General features: G+C 62.7%; 13 protein-coding genes, 1 tRNA gene and 2 riboswitches. Of the genes, 2 read left to right on the top strand and 12 right to left on the bottom strand.

The features are described from left to right. Window positions 1-41: 41 nt before the first annotated feature. Window positions 42-1721, bottom strand: coding sequence for an acyl-CoA mutase large subunit family protein (locus FDQ92_RS03475; RefSeq protein ID WP_137423290.1), 1680 nt, complete (start codon window positions 1719-1721; stop codon window positions 42-44). A gap of 381 nt (window positions 1722-2102) precedes the next feature. Here FDQ92_RS03475 and FDQ92_RS03470 point away from each other — a divergent pair, with 381 nt between their 5' ends. Beyond that, a complete protein-coding gene (locus FDQ92_RS03470) occupies window positions 2103-2501 on the top strand; it encodes a molybdenum cofactor biosynthesis protein MoaE (protein ID WP_246041823.1) in 399 nt (132 codons plus the stop codon). Between the two features lie 116 nt (window positions 2502-2617). Here FDQ92_RS03470 and FDQ92_RS03465 read toward each other — a convergent pair. The 3 genes from FDQ92_RS03465 to thiC form a co-directional block, all read right to left on the bottom strand. Beyond that, window positions 2618-2716 (bottom strand) — tRNA-Sec (locus tag FDQ92_RS03465). Between the two features lie 92 nt (window positions 2717-2808). Beyond that, window positions 2809-3597, bottom strand: a complete 789-nt coding sequence (locus FDQ92_RS03460) for a sulfide-dependent adenosine diphosphate thiazole synthase (RefSeq protein WP_137423289.1) — start codon at window positions 3595-3597, stop codon at window positions 2809-2811. A 143-nt stretch (window positions 3598-3740) separates the two neighbouring features. Further along, the gene (gene thiC, locus FDQ92_RS03455) at window positions 3741-5024 is read right to left on the bottom strand and encodes a phosphomethylpyrimidine synthase ThiC (RefSeq protein ID WP_137423288.1); all 1284 of its coding nucleotides are present in this window, start codon (window positions 5022-5024) and stop codon (window positions 3741-3743) included. A 113-nt stretch (window positions 5025-5137) separates the two neighbouring features. Further along, a riboswitch (TPP riboswitch) is annotated at window positions 5138-5240 on the bottom strand. Window positions 5241-5427: 187 nt separating this feature from the next. Here thiC and FDQ92_RS03450 point away from each other — a divergent pair. Beyond that, the gene (locus FDQ92_RS03450; protein ID WP_170180161.1) at window positions 5428-5826 is read left to right on the top strand and encodes a DUF3783 domain-containing protein; all 399 of its coding nucleotides are present in this window, start codon (window positions 5428-5430) and stop codon (window positions 5824-5826) included. Window positions 5827-6214: 388 nt separating this feature from the next. Here FDQ92_RS03450 and FDQ92_RS15385 read toward each other — a convergent pair whose 3' ends face one another. The 8 genes from FDQ92_RS15385 to FDQ92_RS03405 form a co-directional block, all read right to left on the bottom strand. Beyond that, entirely contained in the window at window positions 6215-8182 is a 1968-nt protein-coding gene (locus FDQ92_RS15385; protein WP_211341355.1) for a helical backbone metal receptor, read from the bottom strand. Window positions 8183-8201: 19 nt separating this feature from the next. Further along, entirely contained in the window at window positions 8202-8972 is a 771-nt protein-coding gene (locus tag FDQ92_RS15145; protein WP_170180160.1) for an ABC transporter ATP-binding protein, read from the bottom strand. After that, window positions 8969-10042 carry a FecCD family ABC transporter permease gene (locus tag FDQ92_RS03430; RefSeq protein WP_246041822.1) on the bottom strand — a complete coding sequence of 358 codons (1074 nt, stop codon included), beginning with the start codon at window positions 10040-10042 and terminating at the stop codon, window positions 8969-8971. Before FDQ92_RS03430 ends, FDQ92_RS15145 begins: the two co-directional genes overlap by 4 nt. After that, a complete protein-coding gene (cobI, locus tag FDQ92_RS03425) occupies window positions 10039-10755 on the bottom strand; it encodes a precorrin-2 C(20)-methyltransferase (RefSeq protein ID WP_137423285.1) in 717 nt (238 codons plus the stop codon). Before cobI ends, FDQ92_RS03430 begins: the two co-directional genes overlap by 4 nt. Before the next feature lie 108 nt (window positions 10756-10863). Then, a complete protein-coding gene (locus FDQ92_RS03420; RefSeq protein ID WP_137423284.1) occupies window positions 10864-11508 on the bottom strand; it encodes a precorrin-8X methylmutase in 645 nt (214 codons plus the stop codon). A 478-nt stretch (window positions 11509-11986) separates the two neighbouring features. Then, a riboswitch (cobalamin riboswitch) is annotated at window positions 11987-12269 on the bottom strand. A gap of 47 nt (window positions 12270-12316) precedes the next feature. Continuing rightward, window positions 12317-13648, bottom strand: a complete 1332-nt coding sequence (locus tag FDQ92_RS03415) for a DUF362 domain-containing protein (protein ID WP_137423283.1) — start codon at window positions 13646-13648, stop codon at window positions 12317-12319. 612 nt (window positions 13649-14260) lie between these two features. Beyond that, window positions 14261-14953, bottom strand: coding sequence for a MotE family protein (locus FDQ92_RS03410; RefSeq protein ID WP_137423282.1), 693 nt, complete (start codon window positions 14951-14953; stop codon window positions 14261-14263). Further along, on the bottom strand, window positions 14937-15392 hold the full coding sequence (locus FDQ92_RS03405; RefSeq protein WP_137423281.1) for a flagellar export protein FliJ: 456 nt from the start codon (window positions 15390-15392) through the stop codon (window positions 14937-14939). The genes FDQ92_RS03410 and FDQ92_RS03405 overlap by 17 nt, the downstream gene beginning before the upstream one ends. Window positions 15393-15396 lie beyond the last annotated feature (4 nt).

The following is a 15396-nucleotide window of genomic DNA, read 5'->3' as shown; positions in this document are numbered from 1 at the left end:
AGTCTTCGATGAAGGCGTTCAGGCCATGCGTCGTGCCGGCATCACACGAATTCCTTGGGCCGGTATTCGCCGAAAATTTCTCGCCAGACGTCGCAGATTTCGCCGATGGTGGCCCGCGCCTTGACCGCTTCGATCACGGCGGGCATGACGTTTTCATCCGTCTGGGACACTTCGCGAAGCCGGTCCAGAGCCTTCTTCCACCTTTCGGGATCCCGTTCGGCTCGGAGTCTCTTGATCTTTTCCGATTCGATTTCCCCCACCTTCATGTCCACCTTCAGGAGGTTGGTGGGCGGTTCTTCCTTCATGGTGTACTTGTTGATCCCCACGTAGATCCGTTCGTTGGATTCGATTTCCTTCTGGAACTGATAGGCGCTGTTCTGGATTTCCTTCTGGATGTAACCTTGTTCGATGGCGGTGAGCGTCCCGCCCATGGCGTCGATTTTCTGGATATAGTCGTCGATTTCCTTTTCGATGCGATCGGTCATCGCTTCCACATAGTAGCAGCCGGCCAGCGGGTCGATGGTGTCGGTGGCGCCGCTTTCTTCGGCCACGATCTGTTGGGTGCGGAGCGCCACGGTGACCGCCTGTTGCGTGGGAAGACACAGGGCTTCGTCGTAGGAATTGGTATGGAGCGACTGGCAGCCGCCGAGGGCTGCGGCGTAGGCCTGGAGCGCCACGCGGACGATGTTGTTGAGCGGCTGCTGGGCGGTCAAGGTCACCCCGCCGGTCTGAACATGGTAGCGCATCATCATGGAGCGCGGGTCCTTGGCGCCGAAGCGTTCTTTCATGATGCGGGCCCACGTGCGGCGGCCGGCCCGAAACTTGGCCACTTCTTCCAGGACATTGGTGAAGGCGTTGAAGAAGAAGCTGAGGCGCGGGGCGAAGGAATCCACGGCCAGGCCGCGGTCCATGCACGCCTGGACGTAGGCGATGCCGTCGGCGATGGTGAACGCCATTTCCTGGGCGGCGGTGGAGCCCGCTTCCCGGATGTGGTAGCCGCTGATGCTGATGGTGTTCCAGCGCGGGACGTGCTTGAAGCAGTATTCGATAAGGTCCACGGTGAGCCGCATGGTGGGCTTTGGAGGATAGATGTACTGGCCGCGGCAGATGATTTCCTTGAGCACGTCGTTTTGGACCGTGCCGCCGACTTTGTCGAAGGGCACGCCCTGTTCTTCGGCGATGGCGAGATACATAGCGAGAAGCACCGTGGCCGGGGCGTTGATGGTCATGGAAGTGGTGACCTTGTCCAGGGGGATCTGGTCGAACAGGACGCGCATGTCGTCGATGGAATCGATGGCGACGCCCACCTTGCCCACTTCACCCATGGAAAGGGGATGGTCGCTGTCGTAGCCGGCCTGGGTCGGAAGGTCGAAGGCGACACTCAGTCCCGTCTGCCCCTGTTCCAACAGGTACCGGTAGCGGGCGTTGGTTTCCTTGGCGCTTCCGAATCCCGCGTACTGGCGCATGGTCCAAAAACGGCCGCGGTACATGGTGGGCTGGACGCCGCGGGTGAAAGGAAACGTCCCTGGGTAACCCAGGTCGCGGTCGTAGTCCAGTCCGGCCACTTCCAAGGGAGTGTATAGCCGTTCCACTGGGGTTCCGGAGATGGTCGTAAAAACCTTTTTGCGTTCCGGAAACTTGGCCAGCGACTTGGCCAAAGTTCCCTGCTCCCATTCTTCCTTGCTCTTTTTGATCTTTTCCAATGCCCTTTCGTCAAACATGTGTCCCTCCTCGACATCGTGGACAGCGGTTACCCAAAAGCCTCATCGCTTTCAAGCCCATGTAAAGGGGAAACGGTGCCTTGCAGGCGGCGGGAAGCGATCCGGAGGTCGCTCGGGCCCGAGGCGGCGGGAGAACGGATGGCGGCGTAAGCAACATTCGAAGCAGCGGCACGATAGAAGTTCCATGCAAAGCGCGCGTGTAAGCTATCGATAAATCGGGCGGTTCCCTTATAACAGCCATCGTGATGTCAATCAACAGGAATTGGCGCCGGCGCGAAGGCGTGGTAAGTACAGCTCAACAGAATAAGGTGTCCATTCCACTCCCCCCCCTCGTTCCCAAGCTGGAGCTTGGGAACGAGGGGAAGGAGGGAACGAGGGGAAATGCCCATCGAGGAGAAAACCGATATGCCGACGCTTTGCGAACTGGTGGACAAGGTGAAACGATCCGTCGATCCCGCCAAGGTGGGGATGCTCGCGTGCCACAACGGCATCGTCCGCGGGACCAGTCGGGCGGGCGACCCCGCCGAATACCTGGAAATCGACTGCGACCGCGACGCCTGGAACCGGGTGCTGGAAGAGGTCCGCACCCGGCCGGGTATCGCCGCCGTGGAGGCGTTCCTTAATACCGGCCGCCGGGAAATCGGCCAAGATGTCCTCTTGGTGGTGGTGGCCGGAGACATCCGTGAAAACGTGTTTCCCGTCTTGGAAGAGACCGTGAACCGCCTGAAACGGGAGGCGGTCCTCAAGCGCGAAAAACTCGCCGGCGATGGACGGCGGTAGGGGCGCGGGAGCGGCGACGCGACGCAGTGGATTTGGGCGGCTTGTCACAACAAAAAAGGGGCCTTTACGGCCCCAAAAGGTTTTCGCGGTCCCGCTCGCGGTCCGTGTCGGGGGGGTGGCGGAAGTGCATGGGAATCGAACCCACCCGGGACGCCCCTCAGCGCCCCGCACCGGATTTGAAGTCCGGGAGCCCCACCAGTGAGCTTGGCACTTCCGCGGTTCTTGTACACAACCCGCCGCGGTTTGACAAGGCCGAACCCCCGCGGAAGCCATTCCCAAGCCACGAACGGGTTGAGGCGGCGGCTTGTCACGATTCGGCCTTCAGCCGCTCCAGGATTTCTCCGGCCACCTTGTCTCCGGAAAGAAGCATCCCGCCGAAGATGGGGCCCATGCGCGGTCCGCCGAAGACGGCGTTGGCGGCCATCCCGGCCACGTACAGGCCGGGGAAGACTTCCCGGGTATTTTCCAAGGTCAGCTTCTCCGCTTCGTCGGACCACATGGATTTTTCGCCGTCGATGTTTCCTGAGGGCGTCAAGAGTCGTCCCGGCACCTTGCGGTGAACGACTTTCACCACTTCCGTGTCGTGGCCCGTGGTGTCGATCACGAACCGGGTCCGAACCGCCAGCGGGTCCACGTGGAGGCCGGCCATTTCGACGGCGGTCCAGGTGATCACGAGACCCGTCACCCGTTCCGGCCGCATCACCACATCTTCGACGGTCACGGCGTTGAAGACCACGGCGCCCGCCTGCACGGCCCTGCTCGTGAGGACGCTCACCGCTTCGATGGAATCCGCCGTGTGGTAGCCGGCTTCCCGGTAAGGCTTCGACCGGACGCCGGCTTCATCCAGGATCCGCTTGGCTTCGTCCTGGACCACGATTTCGTTGAAGAGCATCCCGCCGCCCCACATGCCGCCCCCGACACTCAGCTTTCTTTCGAAGACGGCCACTTTCCGCCCCGCATGGGCCAGGCGTTGAGCGGCCACGAGTCCCGAAGGACCGGCGCCGACCACGGCCACATCCAGCTCCAGACAGCCGGAAAGTTTTTCGAAAAAGCGCTCCACGATGGCTCGCGTGATCACCACTTCGTCCAAACCCATCACAAAAACCTCCTTTCGTCATGAAAACGGCCTTCACACCCCCCGCACCAGATTTTATCGTCGCCTCATGGGAATCGAAGCTGGAGCTTCCCGTCCCCTCATTCCCAAGCTCTGAACCAGACTTTGTCGTCGCCCCTTGCCGCCTACCCGGGCGACGTCGCCTGCCGGCTGATCTTCACCGCGCAGAGCTTCCCGCACATGGAACAGGCTTCTCGGTCTTCGGTCACCTGAAGCCTTCGGCGGACCCGTTCGGGGTCGAGGCATTCCGAAATGACGCCTTCCCAGTCCAGGTTGCGCCGCGCGATGGAGACCCTGCGGTCCCGCTCCGCGGCGCCGGGGAGGCCCTTGGCGAGGTCGGCCACGTGGGCGGCGATCCTCGCGGCCATGATTCCCTGGTACACGTCGTCTTCGTCGGGAAGTCCCAGGTGCTCGGCTGGAGTCACGTAGCAGAGGAAATCCGCTCCGGCCGCCCCCGCCAGTGCACCGCCGATGGCCGCCGTGATGTGGTCGTAGCCGGCTGCGATATCCGTCGGAAGCGGTCCCAGTACATAGAACGGCGCATTGTCGCTGAGGCGCTTCTGAAGCTGCACGTGGCTCTGAATGTGTTCCAGCGGGACGTGGCCCGGTCCTTCGATCATCACCTGCACGCCCCGGTTGCGGGCCCTGCGGGCCAATTCGGCCAGCGTCATCAGTTCCTGGATCTGGGCGCCGTCGATGGCGTCCGCGATGGCGCCGGGACGAAAGCCGTCGCCAAGGCTCAACGTGACGTCGTAGCGGTGAGCGATTTCCAGAAGATCGTCGAAGTATTCGTAGAGGGGATTTTCCTTGTGGTTTTTTCGCATCCAGAACAGGTGCAGGGACCCGCCGCGGCTCACGCACGGCATGATCCGTTCGAACCGTTCCAGCTTGGCCATGGACGCCAGGGTGACGCCGCAGTGCACGGTGATGTAGTCCACCCCCTGGCGGCACTGGTCTTCGATGGCGCGTAGCAGCCGGTCGCCGTCCATCTTTTCCAGCGGTTCGCCGCTTCGCACCATTTCAGTCGCCAGCGCGTAGATGGGGACGGTCCCCACCATGGTGGGTGAGTGCTCCAGGAAAAACATGCGCAGCGCGGTGAGGTCGCCGCCGGTGGAAAGGTCCATGATGGAATCGGTTCGAGCTCGCACGGCCGCGTCGAGCTTTCGCCGTTCCATGTCCAGATCGGCGCATTCGCCGCTGGTTCCGAGATTCGCGTTCACCTTGGTTGTGAGTCCCCGCCCGATGGCGCGGACTTCAGGAAAGTCGTGGTGGATGTTTTTGGGGAGCACGGCTTGGCCGGCGGCGATCCGTCCCCGCAATTCCTCGGCGGTCAAGGGTTCGCCGTCCGCCGCTCGCTTCATGGCATCGGTCACGATGCCGGCCTTGGCGAAATCCAGTTGGGTGTTCATGGTCTCCTCCTGGGTTGCGTGCAGGAGGGACACGTGGAGCGGATGCTTCCGGACGAGATGGATGGGAAAAAGAAAAAGGCCGCGGGATTCACGGCCGGAGGGGACTTCTTCGCCATTCGTTACCTCGCCAATCCCTCCGCCAGCATGACCTGGATCAGGTTCAAGGGGTGCCTTCTCAGCCCTCGTCTGTGTGTGAGGGCGCCCCCTGGCGATTACGCTGCCTATAGATCACACTTTTTCCATTTGAGCAAGCCCGGTGTGAGCGGAACGGCTGTGGGAGGCCCGCCCTCGCCGCGATAGACCAACGCCGGGGTTCCCTTTGACAACCGGGGGGCGCCTTGCTTATGCTGAAGCTGCTTGTCTGCAATGAACCGTGACCGGGAGCCGGAAAATGGAGGCATTCATGGATGATTCGCCCAGACTGTTGGTGTGGAATTACACCATAGAGGAAAAGGCGGCCCTCGACGAATTTCTCAGGCAAATCGAAGCGCCTCCCGCCGTTTCCATCCCCGCCCGGCGGGGTCACCTCCCCCTGAAAGACATCATCCACACGGACAGAACCGCGACCGACGATTTCCACAGCGACGAAAAGGTGCTTCTTTTTTATAATATTCCCCAAAAAGGGGTGTACTTTCTCATACAGGCCTTTAAGAACGCGAATCTTCCGCGACCCATCTACGCGGTGGTGACCGAACATTCCATCAACTGGCCGTTCAGTGAACTGGTGGAGCACCTGGTGGAAGAACGCAATGCCGTGGAAGCCGCTCGAAGAGACGCGGCGGCCGAGCGTTCCGATGCTTGAGTGCGCCGTGTCGTGTGCCCCTATTGCGGCCGGGCAGCCCGCGATGCCCAAGGCCACGCATCGCTGCAGTCCTGCCGGAAGGCGCTCAGGCGGCGCCTCAATGGAACACCGGGCTGGGCGCCTTGACAGGGAAAAGTTGGCCGATCCTCGGTAGGAGCCGGCTTGCCGGCGATCAGGGTCAACGGGGCATTGCCGGTTTTGCGCGTCGCGACCAATCCTGCTCCTACGGATTTTTATCGCGGGCAAGCCCGCTCCTACGGATTTTTGATGTTAAGCGGGGGCAGGGGCGCTCCTACAAGGACCTTTATCGCGGCGAGGGTGCCGCTTCCACGACGGCGCCGCTCCCACAATGGCGCCGCTCCTGCACGAGCTGGTTTGGGGACAAGCCTTATGCGGGCGCCAGCCGGTAGAAGAGCCACCCGACGAGCACCACGCTCACGACCCTCACCGCCTGGCTCACCACCAGGAGCGAAAGCCCGGTCTTCGGCGTGTAGATGCCCATGTAGTAAGGCAGCTGGTGCCTGAGAGCCCTCACGGGTGTCGCGATCACGTTTCCGATGAGGAGCGCCAGCACGGTCCCCTTGACCGTGAGGGTCCCCGCGTCCATGAGGGCTCCCGCCGCGGCGGCTCCCGCCGTGAATTCCGCCGTCACCTGGAACACCACCACGCTCAAGGCCTCGACCGGTATGATCCGGTACGGGAAAACCCGGGCCAGGGCCAGTTCCATCCAGTCGAAGAGCCCCCAATGGTTCAGCAGGAAAAAGAGGGTGTAGATGGGAAGCGTCCAGCGGAGCACGCGGAGCAGGCGCCGGCGGAATTTGCGCCACATGTCCTTGAACAGGTCTTTTCGAGCCTGCGGCTCCGGTGGGTCGGCCGCCGGGGCGGCGGACGGGGACGGGGGCGGAAGAACCAGGCGGGACACGGCGAGTGCCCCGAAGGTACGGCCTAGGGCGGCGAGAAGTGTGAGTGCCAGGTAGTAGACGCCGGCCGCCCGGACCAGCGGAAGCAGGATGAAAAAAGTGGTGGGAAGGTGCAGGAAATACGACGGGAAGGCGTTCACCAGGTTGGAAAAATAGAGTTCGCGCCGGGTGAGTTTTCCGTCCTGGTGAGCGTTCATGAGCAGCGTGTTGGCGGTGACGCCGGAAAAGAAGGCGGCCATGAAGGCGACGGCGCTCTGGTCGCTCAGGTGGCCCCAGCGAAGAAGCGGCCGCGCGATCCGCCCCAGGTGGTGGGTCCAGTGGAGCGATTCGATGAGGTTCCCCACAAAAAGGCCGACGGCGATGAAGAAGGTGAGGCGAAGGAGGGGGACGACGAGCCGCTTCAGGACGGCCTGCCACGTGATGTCCGACGGCTCCGGGAGGTTTCGCCCGCCCGTTTGCGATTCGGGACGGTTTTCGTCGGCTCGGGATCTCGGCGGGTTGTCGGCCGGCGGGGCGCCCCGGCCGAAGCGTTCAGGAAAGAGCCGGGCCGCCAGTTCTTCCACGGCGTCCACGGCGCGGGGTCCCGGCCGGCTGTAGCGGAACTCGTCCACGAAGAAGACCCGGCCTTCCCGGACGGCTCGAAGCCGGTCGAAATGGGGCCGATCGGCGGGGTGCGACGGGTTTTTGTTCATGGGGCCTTCCTGGACAACGTAGACGTCGGGGTCCAGGTGGAGGAGCGATTCCACGTCGAAGGGGACGATGGCGCGATCGGTTTCGACGGCGTTTTGAGCGCCGGCGGCTTCCAAGACGGCCTCAACCATGCCGGCTCGGCCCCCCACCGTAAGCGGGATGCTTCGGATTTCAAAGACCACTCGGGGCCGGCTTCGGGCGTCGTGGATTCGAGCGGCGACGGCATCGAGGCGCCGGCGAAGTTCCGCCGTTGTTTCCTGCGCCTCCGCTTCCCGCCCCGTGAGTGTCCCCAGCCGCTCCATGCAGCTGAAAAGGCTTGGGAAATCGGTGGGGTGAAAGACGGCGACCGGGATGCCGGCGTGGACCAGCCGTTCCATTTCGGCGGTGGCGGCCCGGCGGCTGGCGCTTTGGATCACGAGATCCGGTTTCAGCCCGAGGATCAGTTCCACGTTGGGCCGCATGTGGGTGCCGACGGAAGGGAGCCGTTGGATCTCGGGCGGATGGATGTCCGCCTGGGTACGGGCGATGAGGCGGTCGCCGGCTCCCATGGCGCAAAGCATTTCCGCGAAGGCGCCGTAGAGCGCAATGATCCGGGACGCCGGCCGGGAAAGCCGGATGGTCTGCCCCCAGTCGTCGGTTACCGCAACCGGGGCTGCGGCGCCTCGGTTCGGTGCACCCACGAAGCAGCAAAGAAAGAGGAACGCCGCCGCGAGGGCTTTCCCATTTCGGCGCTTGAAGAACGTCATGGATGGACAACTCCCGCCGTCACGGCACGAACACCACCTGCCGAGTGCCCGTTTCCGGAACGTCGCGGACCAGCACCGGCACGTCGTAGACGGCTTCCAGGATTTCCGGGGTGAGCACACGGTCTGCGGGGCCGTCGGCCGCGATCCGGCCTTCTTTCAAAAAGATCATGCGGCGGCAGAAGAGGGCGGCCAGGTTGATATCGTGAAGGACGGTGAGGACGGTGCGCTCCTCGTTGAGGTTGAGGTCCCGGAGCAGGCGGAAGATCTGGAGTTTGCGGTTGATGTCCATGGCGGAGGTGGGTTCGTCGAGAAGCAGGATGGGCGCGGCCTGGGCCAGCCCCTTGGCCATCATGACGCGTTGGCGTTCCCCGCCGCTCACTTCCGTTACGGGCCGATGAGCCAGATCGGTGGTGTCGGTCTGTTCCATGGCCGAACGGACGGCGGCTTCGTCTTCGGGGCTCTGCAGGCGCCACCGCTTCTGGTGCGGGTACCGCCCCATGGCCACCACGTCCGCGCAGGGAAAGGGAAAGCGCACGTCGAAGCCTTGAGCCACCGACGCCACCGCCCGGGCTCTTTGCCGGGACGGCATCCGTTCAAGCGGCACGCCGTGTACGGCGATATAACCGGATTCTACGGGAAGCACGCCGCTCAGCGCCAGCATGAGGGTGGTCTTTCCGGACCCGTTGGGGCCGAGGACGCCCACGAATTCACCGCAATGGACGTCGAACGTCACGCCGTCGAGGACGCGGCGCCCCGGGTAGCCGCACCGGAGCTCCGCCACGCGGATCACAGGCCGACGGTCTTCTTTTTCTGAAGCAGGATGAAGCAAAAGCAGGGTCCTCCAAGAACGGCGGTCACCACGCCCAGCGGCAGTTCCTGGCCTCCGGGAAGGATCGTGCGTGCGGCCGTATCGGCCACCAGCACCAGCAGTCCCCCGGTGAAGAAGGCCGCGACTAAGAGCCTCCGGTGGTGCGGACCCAGGACCAGGCGCACCAGGTGCGGAACGACGAGCCCTACGAACCCCACGATCCCGCTCACCGCCACCGCCGCCGCGGTCACCAGGGAAGCGGCGAGGAGCAGCCGGAATCGTACCCGGGACACATCGACTCCCAGTTGCTGCGCCTGCACGTCCCCCAGGCTCAGAAGGTCCAGTTCGCGCGCGTAGTACAGAATGGCGGCGCTTCCCGCCGCGAGATACGGAAGCATCCAGAGCCCGTGGGTCCAACTCCTGCCTGAAAGGCTTCCCATGATCCAGAACACGATGGTGGAAAGGGAATCTTCGTTGAGGCTCTTGAGCAGGCTGATCCAGGCGGAAAGGAAGGTGGAGACGATGATTCCGGCCAGGATGAGGGTGGTCGCGTGCACCCGGCCGTCCAGGCGTCCCAGGAGGTAGACCAGGTAGAGGGCGCCAAGGGCTCCGGCGAAGGCGGCCGCCGGGAGGGTCTGAAACCCGCCGAGCGCCATGCCGCCCCAGCCCACGAGGATGGCCAGGGTGGCCCCGAAGGCCGCGCCGGTGGAAACCCCGAGCGTGAAGGGATCCGCCAGGGGGTTCAGCAGCACGCCTTGGTAGACCGCGCCGGCGAGCGCCAGTGCCGCCCCCACCTCAAGGGCCAGGAAGATGCGGGCCAGACGGACGTGAATCACGATGTACCGGAGGGTTTCGTCCACGGAGCCCGCCGTTTCGGGTCGAAGCGGCGAAAGCACCACGCGGGCGATGTCCGGGTAGGGGATGTCGTAGGGCCCCATGCCCGCGGAAACGAAAGCCGCGGCAAGGCTCAGGCCAAGAAGCCCGATCCACCAGAGGGGAGCGGGCTTCCGGAATCCGCGGGGAGCTTCCATGACTTTCGGAGGGCGGTTCACGCGTCCAGCCCCCGTTTCTTGACGATCATGAGCGAAAGGTAGTGGGGCTTCAAGCGGGTGAGCTTGTCGAATTCCTTTTCCACCATCTGGCCGTCGAGCCCGCAGCGGCTCACGAAACAGCAATGGTCCTGAAGGCCCAGTTCTTCCACGGCGGAAAGGATCTGGGGGAACTGCTTGTAGGTCTTCATGAGCACCACGTTGTCGGAAAAGCCGATCACGTCTTTCAGGCGTTCTCCACCCTTGGCGCCCGAGATCACCGTGATGGTTTCTTCGCCTTCGGCCAGCGGGAGGGCGCTGCAGGCGGCGGCGGCCTGAAACGCCGTGATGCCGGGGATCGTCTCCACGGCGACGGCGGGAAGCCTCCGGCGGATTTTTCGCGACAGATAGATGAAGGTGCTGAAGGTCAGCGGATCGCCCAAGGTGAGGAACGCGGCGTTCCTTCCCGATTCCAGCACCTGCACCACCGTTTCGCAGTTGGCCTGCCACGCTTCTTCCAGATGATCCTGGTCGAAGGTCATGGGGAAATCGAGGATACTCACGGGAACGCCGCCGGGGAGGTGTTCCCGCACGATGTCGAGCGCCAGGCTGTAGTTGTTTTTGCTGGAACTGGCCGCGAAGACGTGATGGACGTTCTTCAGGGTCTTGACGGCCTTGAGGGTCAGAAGTTCCGGGTCACCGGGTCCGACCCCGATCCCGTAAAGCGTTCCCAGCATGTGGATAACCTCCGATACCGTGGGGCCTCCGCTTGGAGCCCGCCGTGGGCAGCCTCGGCGGCCGCACGGGGGGCGTGAATCCGGCGCGGGCGGCCGCTCTTCGGGTCACTACGCCGGATGCCGCCGAGCCAGTTCCAGCAGGGCGTGAAGGACGGCGACCGCCACAGTGCTTCCGCCTTTACGGCCGAGCACCGTGATGCACGGAAGGCTTTCGGTTTCCCAAAGGAGGGTTTTGGATTCTTCGGCGTTGACAAAACCGACCGGAACCCCGACCACCAGGGCGGGCCGGAGGTTTTCTTCGCGCGCGAGCCGTACCACTTCCAGAAGGGCCGTGGGGGCGTTTCCCACGGCCACGACGGAGCCTTCCAGTTCCCGGGCTCGGTTCCGAAAGGCCGCCGCCGTCCGGGTCGTAGCCTGTTGTTCGGCGGCCGCCTGGGCCTCCGGTTCCGCGGCGGGAACCACGACGGGATTTCCGAACCAGCCGAGGCGCCACGGGGAAAGCCCCACCTGAATCATGCGCGTGTCGGCGAAGATCGAAGCTCCCGCTCGAAGGGCTTGGACGCCGGCCGCCAGGGATTCCGGGCGGAATCGGATGCGATCCGCGTAGTCGAAGTCGCCGGTGGTGTGAATGACGCGGCGCACCACTTCCCACTGCTCGGGCGGAAAGGCATGAGCGCCCATTTCCCGGTCGATGATGCGGAAGCTTTCGGCTTCCACGGCCTGGCCTGCGGCCACCAGTCCGGGTCGGTCCATGGTCGGTCTCCTCCCCCCCTCCCCTTAATCCCCTCCCACAAGGGGAGGGGAAATAGAATTCATGGCACAGCTTGAAATCGTAACTGGACCTTTGCTTAATCCCCTCCCACAGGGGGAGGGGAAATAGAATTCGGCATCAAGTATGGGTGCAGATCTTTTGCTTCTTGTTCCCAAGCTGGAGCTTGGGAACGAGGGCAATCCCCCTCTCCCTTGATGGGAGAGGGTTGGGGTGAGGGTGATAAAATCAATGAAGGTCAATGAGTTACATTCCCCTCCCCTTAATCCCCTCCCACAGGGGGAGGGGAAATAGAATTCGGCATCAAGTATTAGGTCTATTATTTTCTACGCTACCCAAAAAAAAGTCCTTGAAACCATTCATCTTATGAGGTTTCAAGGACGGCACCCTGTTTGCTTGATCCTTGACGGTTCACCGAAGCCCAGGCTCCGATGAGGAAACGCCCGTTTCCCATCAGGGCGGTTCCATTGCCGGTTTCAGGCAGGTCTTCTGGCTCACGGATCGTCCTACTCGCCTTGCCTTCCCATCGGTCGTTCGGCCCATTGAAAGGCCCGGTCCGAGCCGTCCGCTTTTCCGCAGAGCGCCCTGAAAGCGACGGCTGCGGCCGGCGCGGCTCGGCACAGCTAGCACCGACAGTGGTTCTTAAGGCTTTCGTCCCCGTTTACAGCGGCGGGACCGCGACGGAATTTCACCGTCTTCCCTATTGAATCCCGAAGGTCGGGATACCTGAACCGAAACGGATTGTCAGAGAACCGCTTGCTCTCTATCGCATTTGAAAGGGCGCGTCAATTGTCATTGAACCCTGAAAAACGCCTCGTCGAACTCCGGCTTGCCCTGGTAGCGGGCCATGAAGAAGCCGGGGAACCGGTCCATGCCGGCAAACAGGGCCGGATCGGCATCGATGCCCGCCTGGTGCAGGGCGTTGAGGATGTCTTCCGGCTTGGGTGGGCAGCCCTTGACGGCGATCATTTCATTGATGTCCGGATTGTTCTTGTGGGCCTGGTACATGCATTTCCCCAGCAGGATCGTTTTCTTTTTGCCCGGCGTCGGTTTCATCACTTTTCCGGTGAGGACTTCAACATCGTCGAAGGGCTCTCCCTTCCAGGCATAGCGGATTGCCGAGAGGACCACGCCGTTGATGCCGGAGCAGTAGGTGCACATGGTCAGGTCGTACTTGGGATACGAGAGCCCACGGATGCCCTGCTTGATCAGCGGCACTGGCAGCCAGTTGCCGTCCGAATCCTGTGCATAGTCGAAATCGTAGGCGTGAAAACGGGCCACCGCTTCAATGGGTTCGCCCACCACCTCGATGTCGGAAAGGTCCAGCGGCCGGCCGTGGTTGCGCGCCGCATAGGCCAAGTGCGGCACGTCGGCCGGATCGTGGCCCAGGACGCGGGCACCCACCAGGTCGGCGGAGAGCAGGTCGGCGGAGGCGATGAGCAGGTCGCTGCGGTGCATCTTCCCGTCGAAAGCCGGGCCGCGTTCGGCGCTGTAAATGCCGTCGATGACGGTGAACACCGCCGGCAGCCGGTCGGGCAGTCGGGCCACCATCGCGTGCAGATCGGCCTCGTCGTCCATGCGGTGGCATTTCTTGCGCGAAGGGATGTCGATGAGCCCTTTGAGGTTCTTGATGCCGAGGGTCACCACGGTCTGGTTGTGCGTCTTGAGCACCGGCAGGTCGACGATGAGATCACTTTCCAGTGCCCGGGCGCAAAAATTAAGCGTGGTCCCCTCGCCGATCTCCACCGGGGCGAAATCGTCGTCCATTACGTTGAGGGTTTTTACCCCGTAGCGTTTGGCCAGGACGCCGTAGCCGAGGGTGGTGAAGGCGTGGTCCGGGGTTTCCCGGTCCCTGGGGTCGGCGGTGATGATTCCCTCGCCGATGGTGATGTCGTCTACACCGTGGGCCTTGAGCAGCTTGACCATGTCTTCCATCACCCGGCTGGTGGTGATCACGCCCCACTTGGGAAACGGGACGGCCCGGGTCCAGAAAACGATGTTGGGCTTGATGAAAACGCGGGCGCCCGATTTCAAGGGAGGCAGGCCGCCGGCCAGGTCGACGGCCCGGCGGACCGATTCGCCCGGCGTCCGGTAACGCACGATGGATACGCGATGCGGTGTCATGCGCTTCTCCTTTGTCAGAACGCTGAACTTCCTTTTCTGGTCGCAGACCTTCCCCTCGTTCCCAAGCTCCAGCTTGGGAACGCCCTGCCCGGGAAGCTCCAGCTTCCCTCCTGCTACAGCTGAAACGCGCTGTCTTTCCAGGGAGCTCGCCAGGGTCTCGAAGTAGTCTTTCCCCTCGTTCCCAAGCTCAAGCTTGGGAACGGCCCCACCGAAGCTGGAGCTTCTGCACAATTGTGTTCCCAAGCTGGAGCTTGGGAACAAGAAGCAAAAGATCTGCAGCCATCTCCTTTTCTGGTCGCAGACCTTGGTGTTTGTCAAGATAGTTGTCGCACGAAGCCATGCCGCCCGGGGTGATGTTTTCCCCTTGTTCCCAAGCTGGAGCTTGGGAACAAGGTGGAAGGTGGAGCTTGGGAACAAGGTGGATGGCGGGGTTGGAGATGCGGGCGAGACGCCCGCGCTCCCAGGTCAAAGCGGCATTGCCGGTTTTACGGGTCGCGGGCAAGCCCGCTGCTACCGATAACGGAACACCGGGCCGGCGCCTTGATGAAAAACCGGGCCATTCCCCTGTAGGAGCCGGCTTGCCGGCGACCGGCATCGCTTTGGGACGGGTTCTTACGGGTTGGCGACGCAGAGCGCCGTAGAAATCTTCGCGGCTTTCTTCACGTCCATGTTGGCGAGGATGTCCGCCGCCTGGTCCGGGGGAAGCGTGGTGATGATCCGGACGACCAGTTCTTCTTCCAGGTTTTCCAGGAGTTTCGCGGCTTCCTTGGGCTTCATGGTGCTGTAGATCTTCCCGAGTGACCGGATCTGCTGGTTGCTTTCTTCTTCTCGTTGAGCCCGGTATGTCTGGATCTCTTCCTGGATGGTCTTCATCTTTTCCTGGAGGGAAAGGAGTTCCTTGAGCTTCTGCTCCAACTCCTTTTCCATCTTCGCCAGGTAAGCCTCCCGTTCCCTCAGTTCCGCTTCCTTTCGTTCCAGAGCGGCTTCCCTCTCCTTCACGTAAGCGACCATTTCGGGTGTCAAGTCCACAACGGGGGGTTCCAGGGCCTTTCCTTCCGCGGCGCCTTGTTCCGTCGGCGTGGTTCCGGCTTGCCCGGCCGCCGGCGCGGGTGCGCTTTCTTCGGCCTGGACCTCGGGCGGTGACAGTACCTCCGCCTTTTCACTGTTGTCGGCGATAAAAATGCCGAAGGCCAGGAGGGCTTTCAGGAGGGCGACCCCACAGATGGCCAAGACGCCCGCCGAAAGGCGGCGCCCGCCGGGCCGCTTCTTTGTCGCCGTCATCGGTGCATCAGATTTGGGATTCATCCTGAGCTCGAACTCCCCTGCCTCCGGACAGTTCGTCCAGCTGTTTCTGTTCCGCTTTGCGCACGCCGTTCCGATACGCCTCCAGGTCCCTGGTCTTCAGGTGTTCGAGCTGCTTCAGTTGCATTTCGCAGGCCAAGAGTTCCCGATGCTTATTGTCCAGGTCCTTGCGGGCTCGGAGAAGTTCTTCTTCCAGGGTGTGCAGTTTGTGTTCGAGGCCGGCCAGGTGTTCGGTGAAAGCAAGGTAGTAGGACACGTTCATCCCCCGTCTCTGTTGATCCGACAGAAGTTCCTTCTGCTTCCAGATGTCGCTGCGGAAGCGGCTCTTGCGCTCCTGAAGTTCCAGAACCTTGCGCCGGGCCCGAGCGAAAGCCATCCGGGCTTCCTGGAAAAGGCCTTCCTGTCTTTTCAGCGTCGCTTCAAAACGGAAATGAAAGGTCATAGAT

Origin of the sequence: Desulfoglaeba alkanexedens ALDC, from assembly GCF_005377625.1 — a bacterium.
Lineage (GTDB): Bacteria > Desulfobacterota > Syntrophobacteria > Syntrophobacterales > DSM-9756 > Desulfoglaeba > Desulfoglaeba alkanexedens.
Note: the sequence above shows the minus strand (reverse complement) of the source record. Positions and strands in the feature narration are given on the sequence as shown.

Bases quoted from the DNA above. Each gene is read 5' to 3' on its own strand.
- FDQ92_RS03475 (WP_137423290.1), bottom strand. From the start codon at position 1,721: ATGTTTGACGAAAGGGCATTGGAAAAGATCAAAAAGAGCAAGGAAGAA.
- FDQ92_RS03470 (WP_246041823.1), top strand. From the start codon at position 2,103: ATGCCCATCGAGGAGAAAACCGATATGCCGACGCTTTGCGAACTGGTG.
- FDQ92_RS03460 (WP_137423289.1), bottom strand. From the start codon at position 3,597: ATGGGTTTGGACGAAGTGGTGATCACGCGAGCCATCGTGGAGCGCTTT.
- thiC (WP_137423288.1), bottom strand. From the start codon at position 5,024: ATGAACACCCAACTGGATTTCGCCAAGGCCGGCATCGTGACCGATGCC.
- FDQ92_RS03450 (WP_170180161.1), top strand. From the start codon at position 5,428: ATGGATGATTCGCCCAGACTGTTGGTGTGGAATTACACCATAGAGGAA.
- FDQ92_RS15385 (WP_211341355.1), bottom strand. From the start codon at position 8,182: ATGACGTTCTTCAAGCGCCGAAATGGGAAAGCCCTCGCGGCGGCGTTC.
- cobI (WP_137423285.1), bottom strand. From the start codon at position 10,755: ATGCTGGGAACGCTTTACGGGATCGGGGTCGGACCCGGTGACCCGGAA.
- FDQ92_RS03420 (WP_137423284.1), bottom strand. From the start codon at position 11,508: ATGGACCGACCCGGACTGGTGGCCGCAGGCCAGGCCGTGGAAGCCGAA.
- FDQ92_RS03415 (WP_137423283.1), bottom strand. From the start codon at position 13,648: ATGACACCGCATCGCGTATCCATCGTGCGTTACCGGACGCCGGGCGAA.
- FDQ92_RS03410 (WP_137423282.1), bottom strand. From the start codon at position 14,953: ATGAATCCCAAATCTGATGCACCGATGACGGCGACAAAGAAGCGGCCC.
- FDQ92_RS03405 (WP_137423281.1), bottom strand. From the start codon at position 15,392: ATGACCTTTCATTTCCGTTTTGAAGCGACGCTGAAAAGACAGGAAGGC.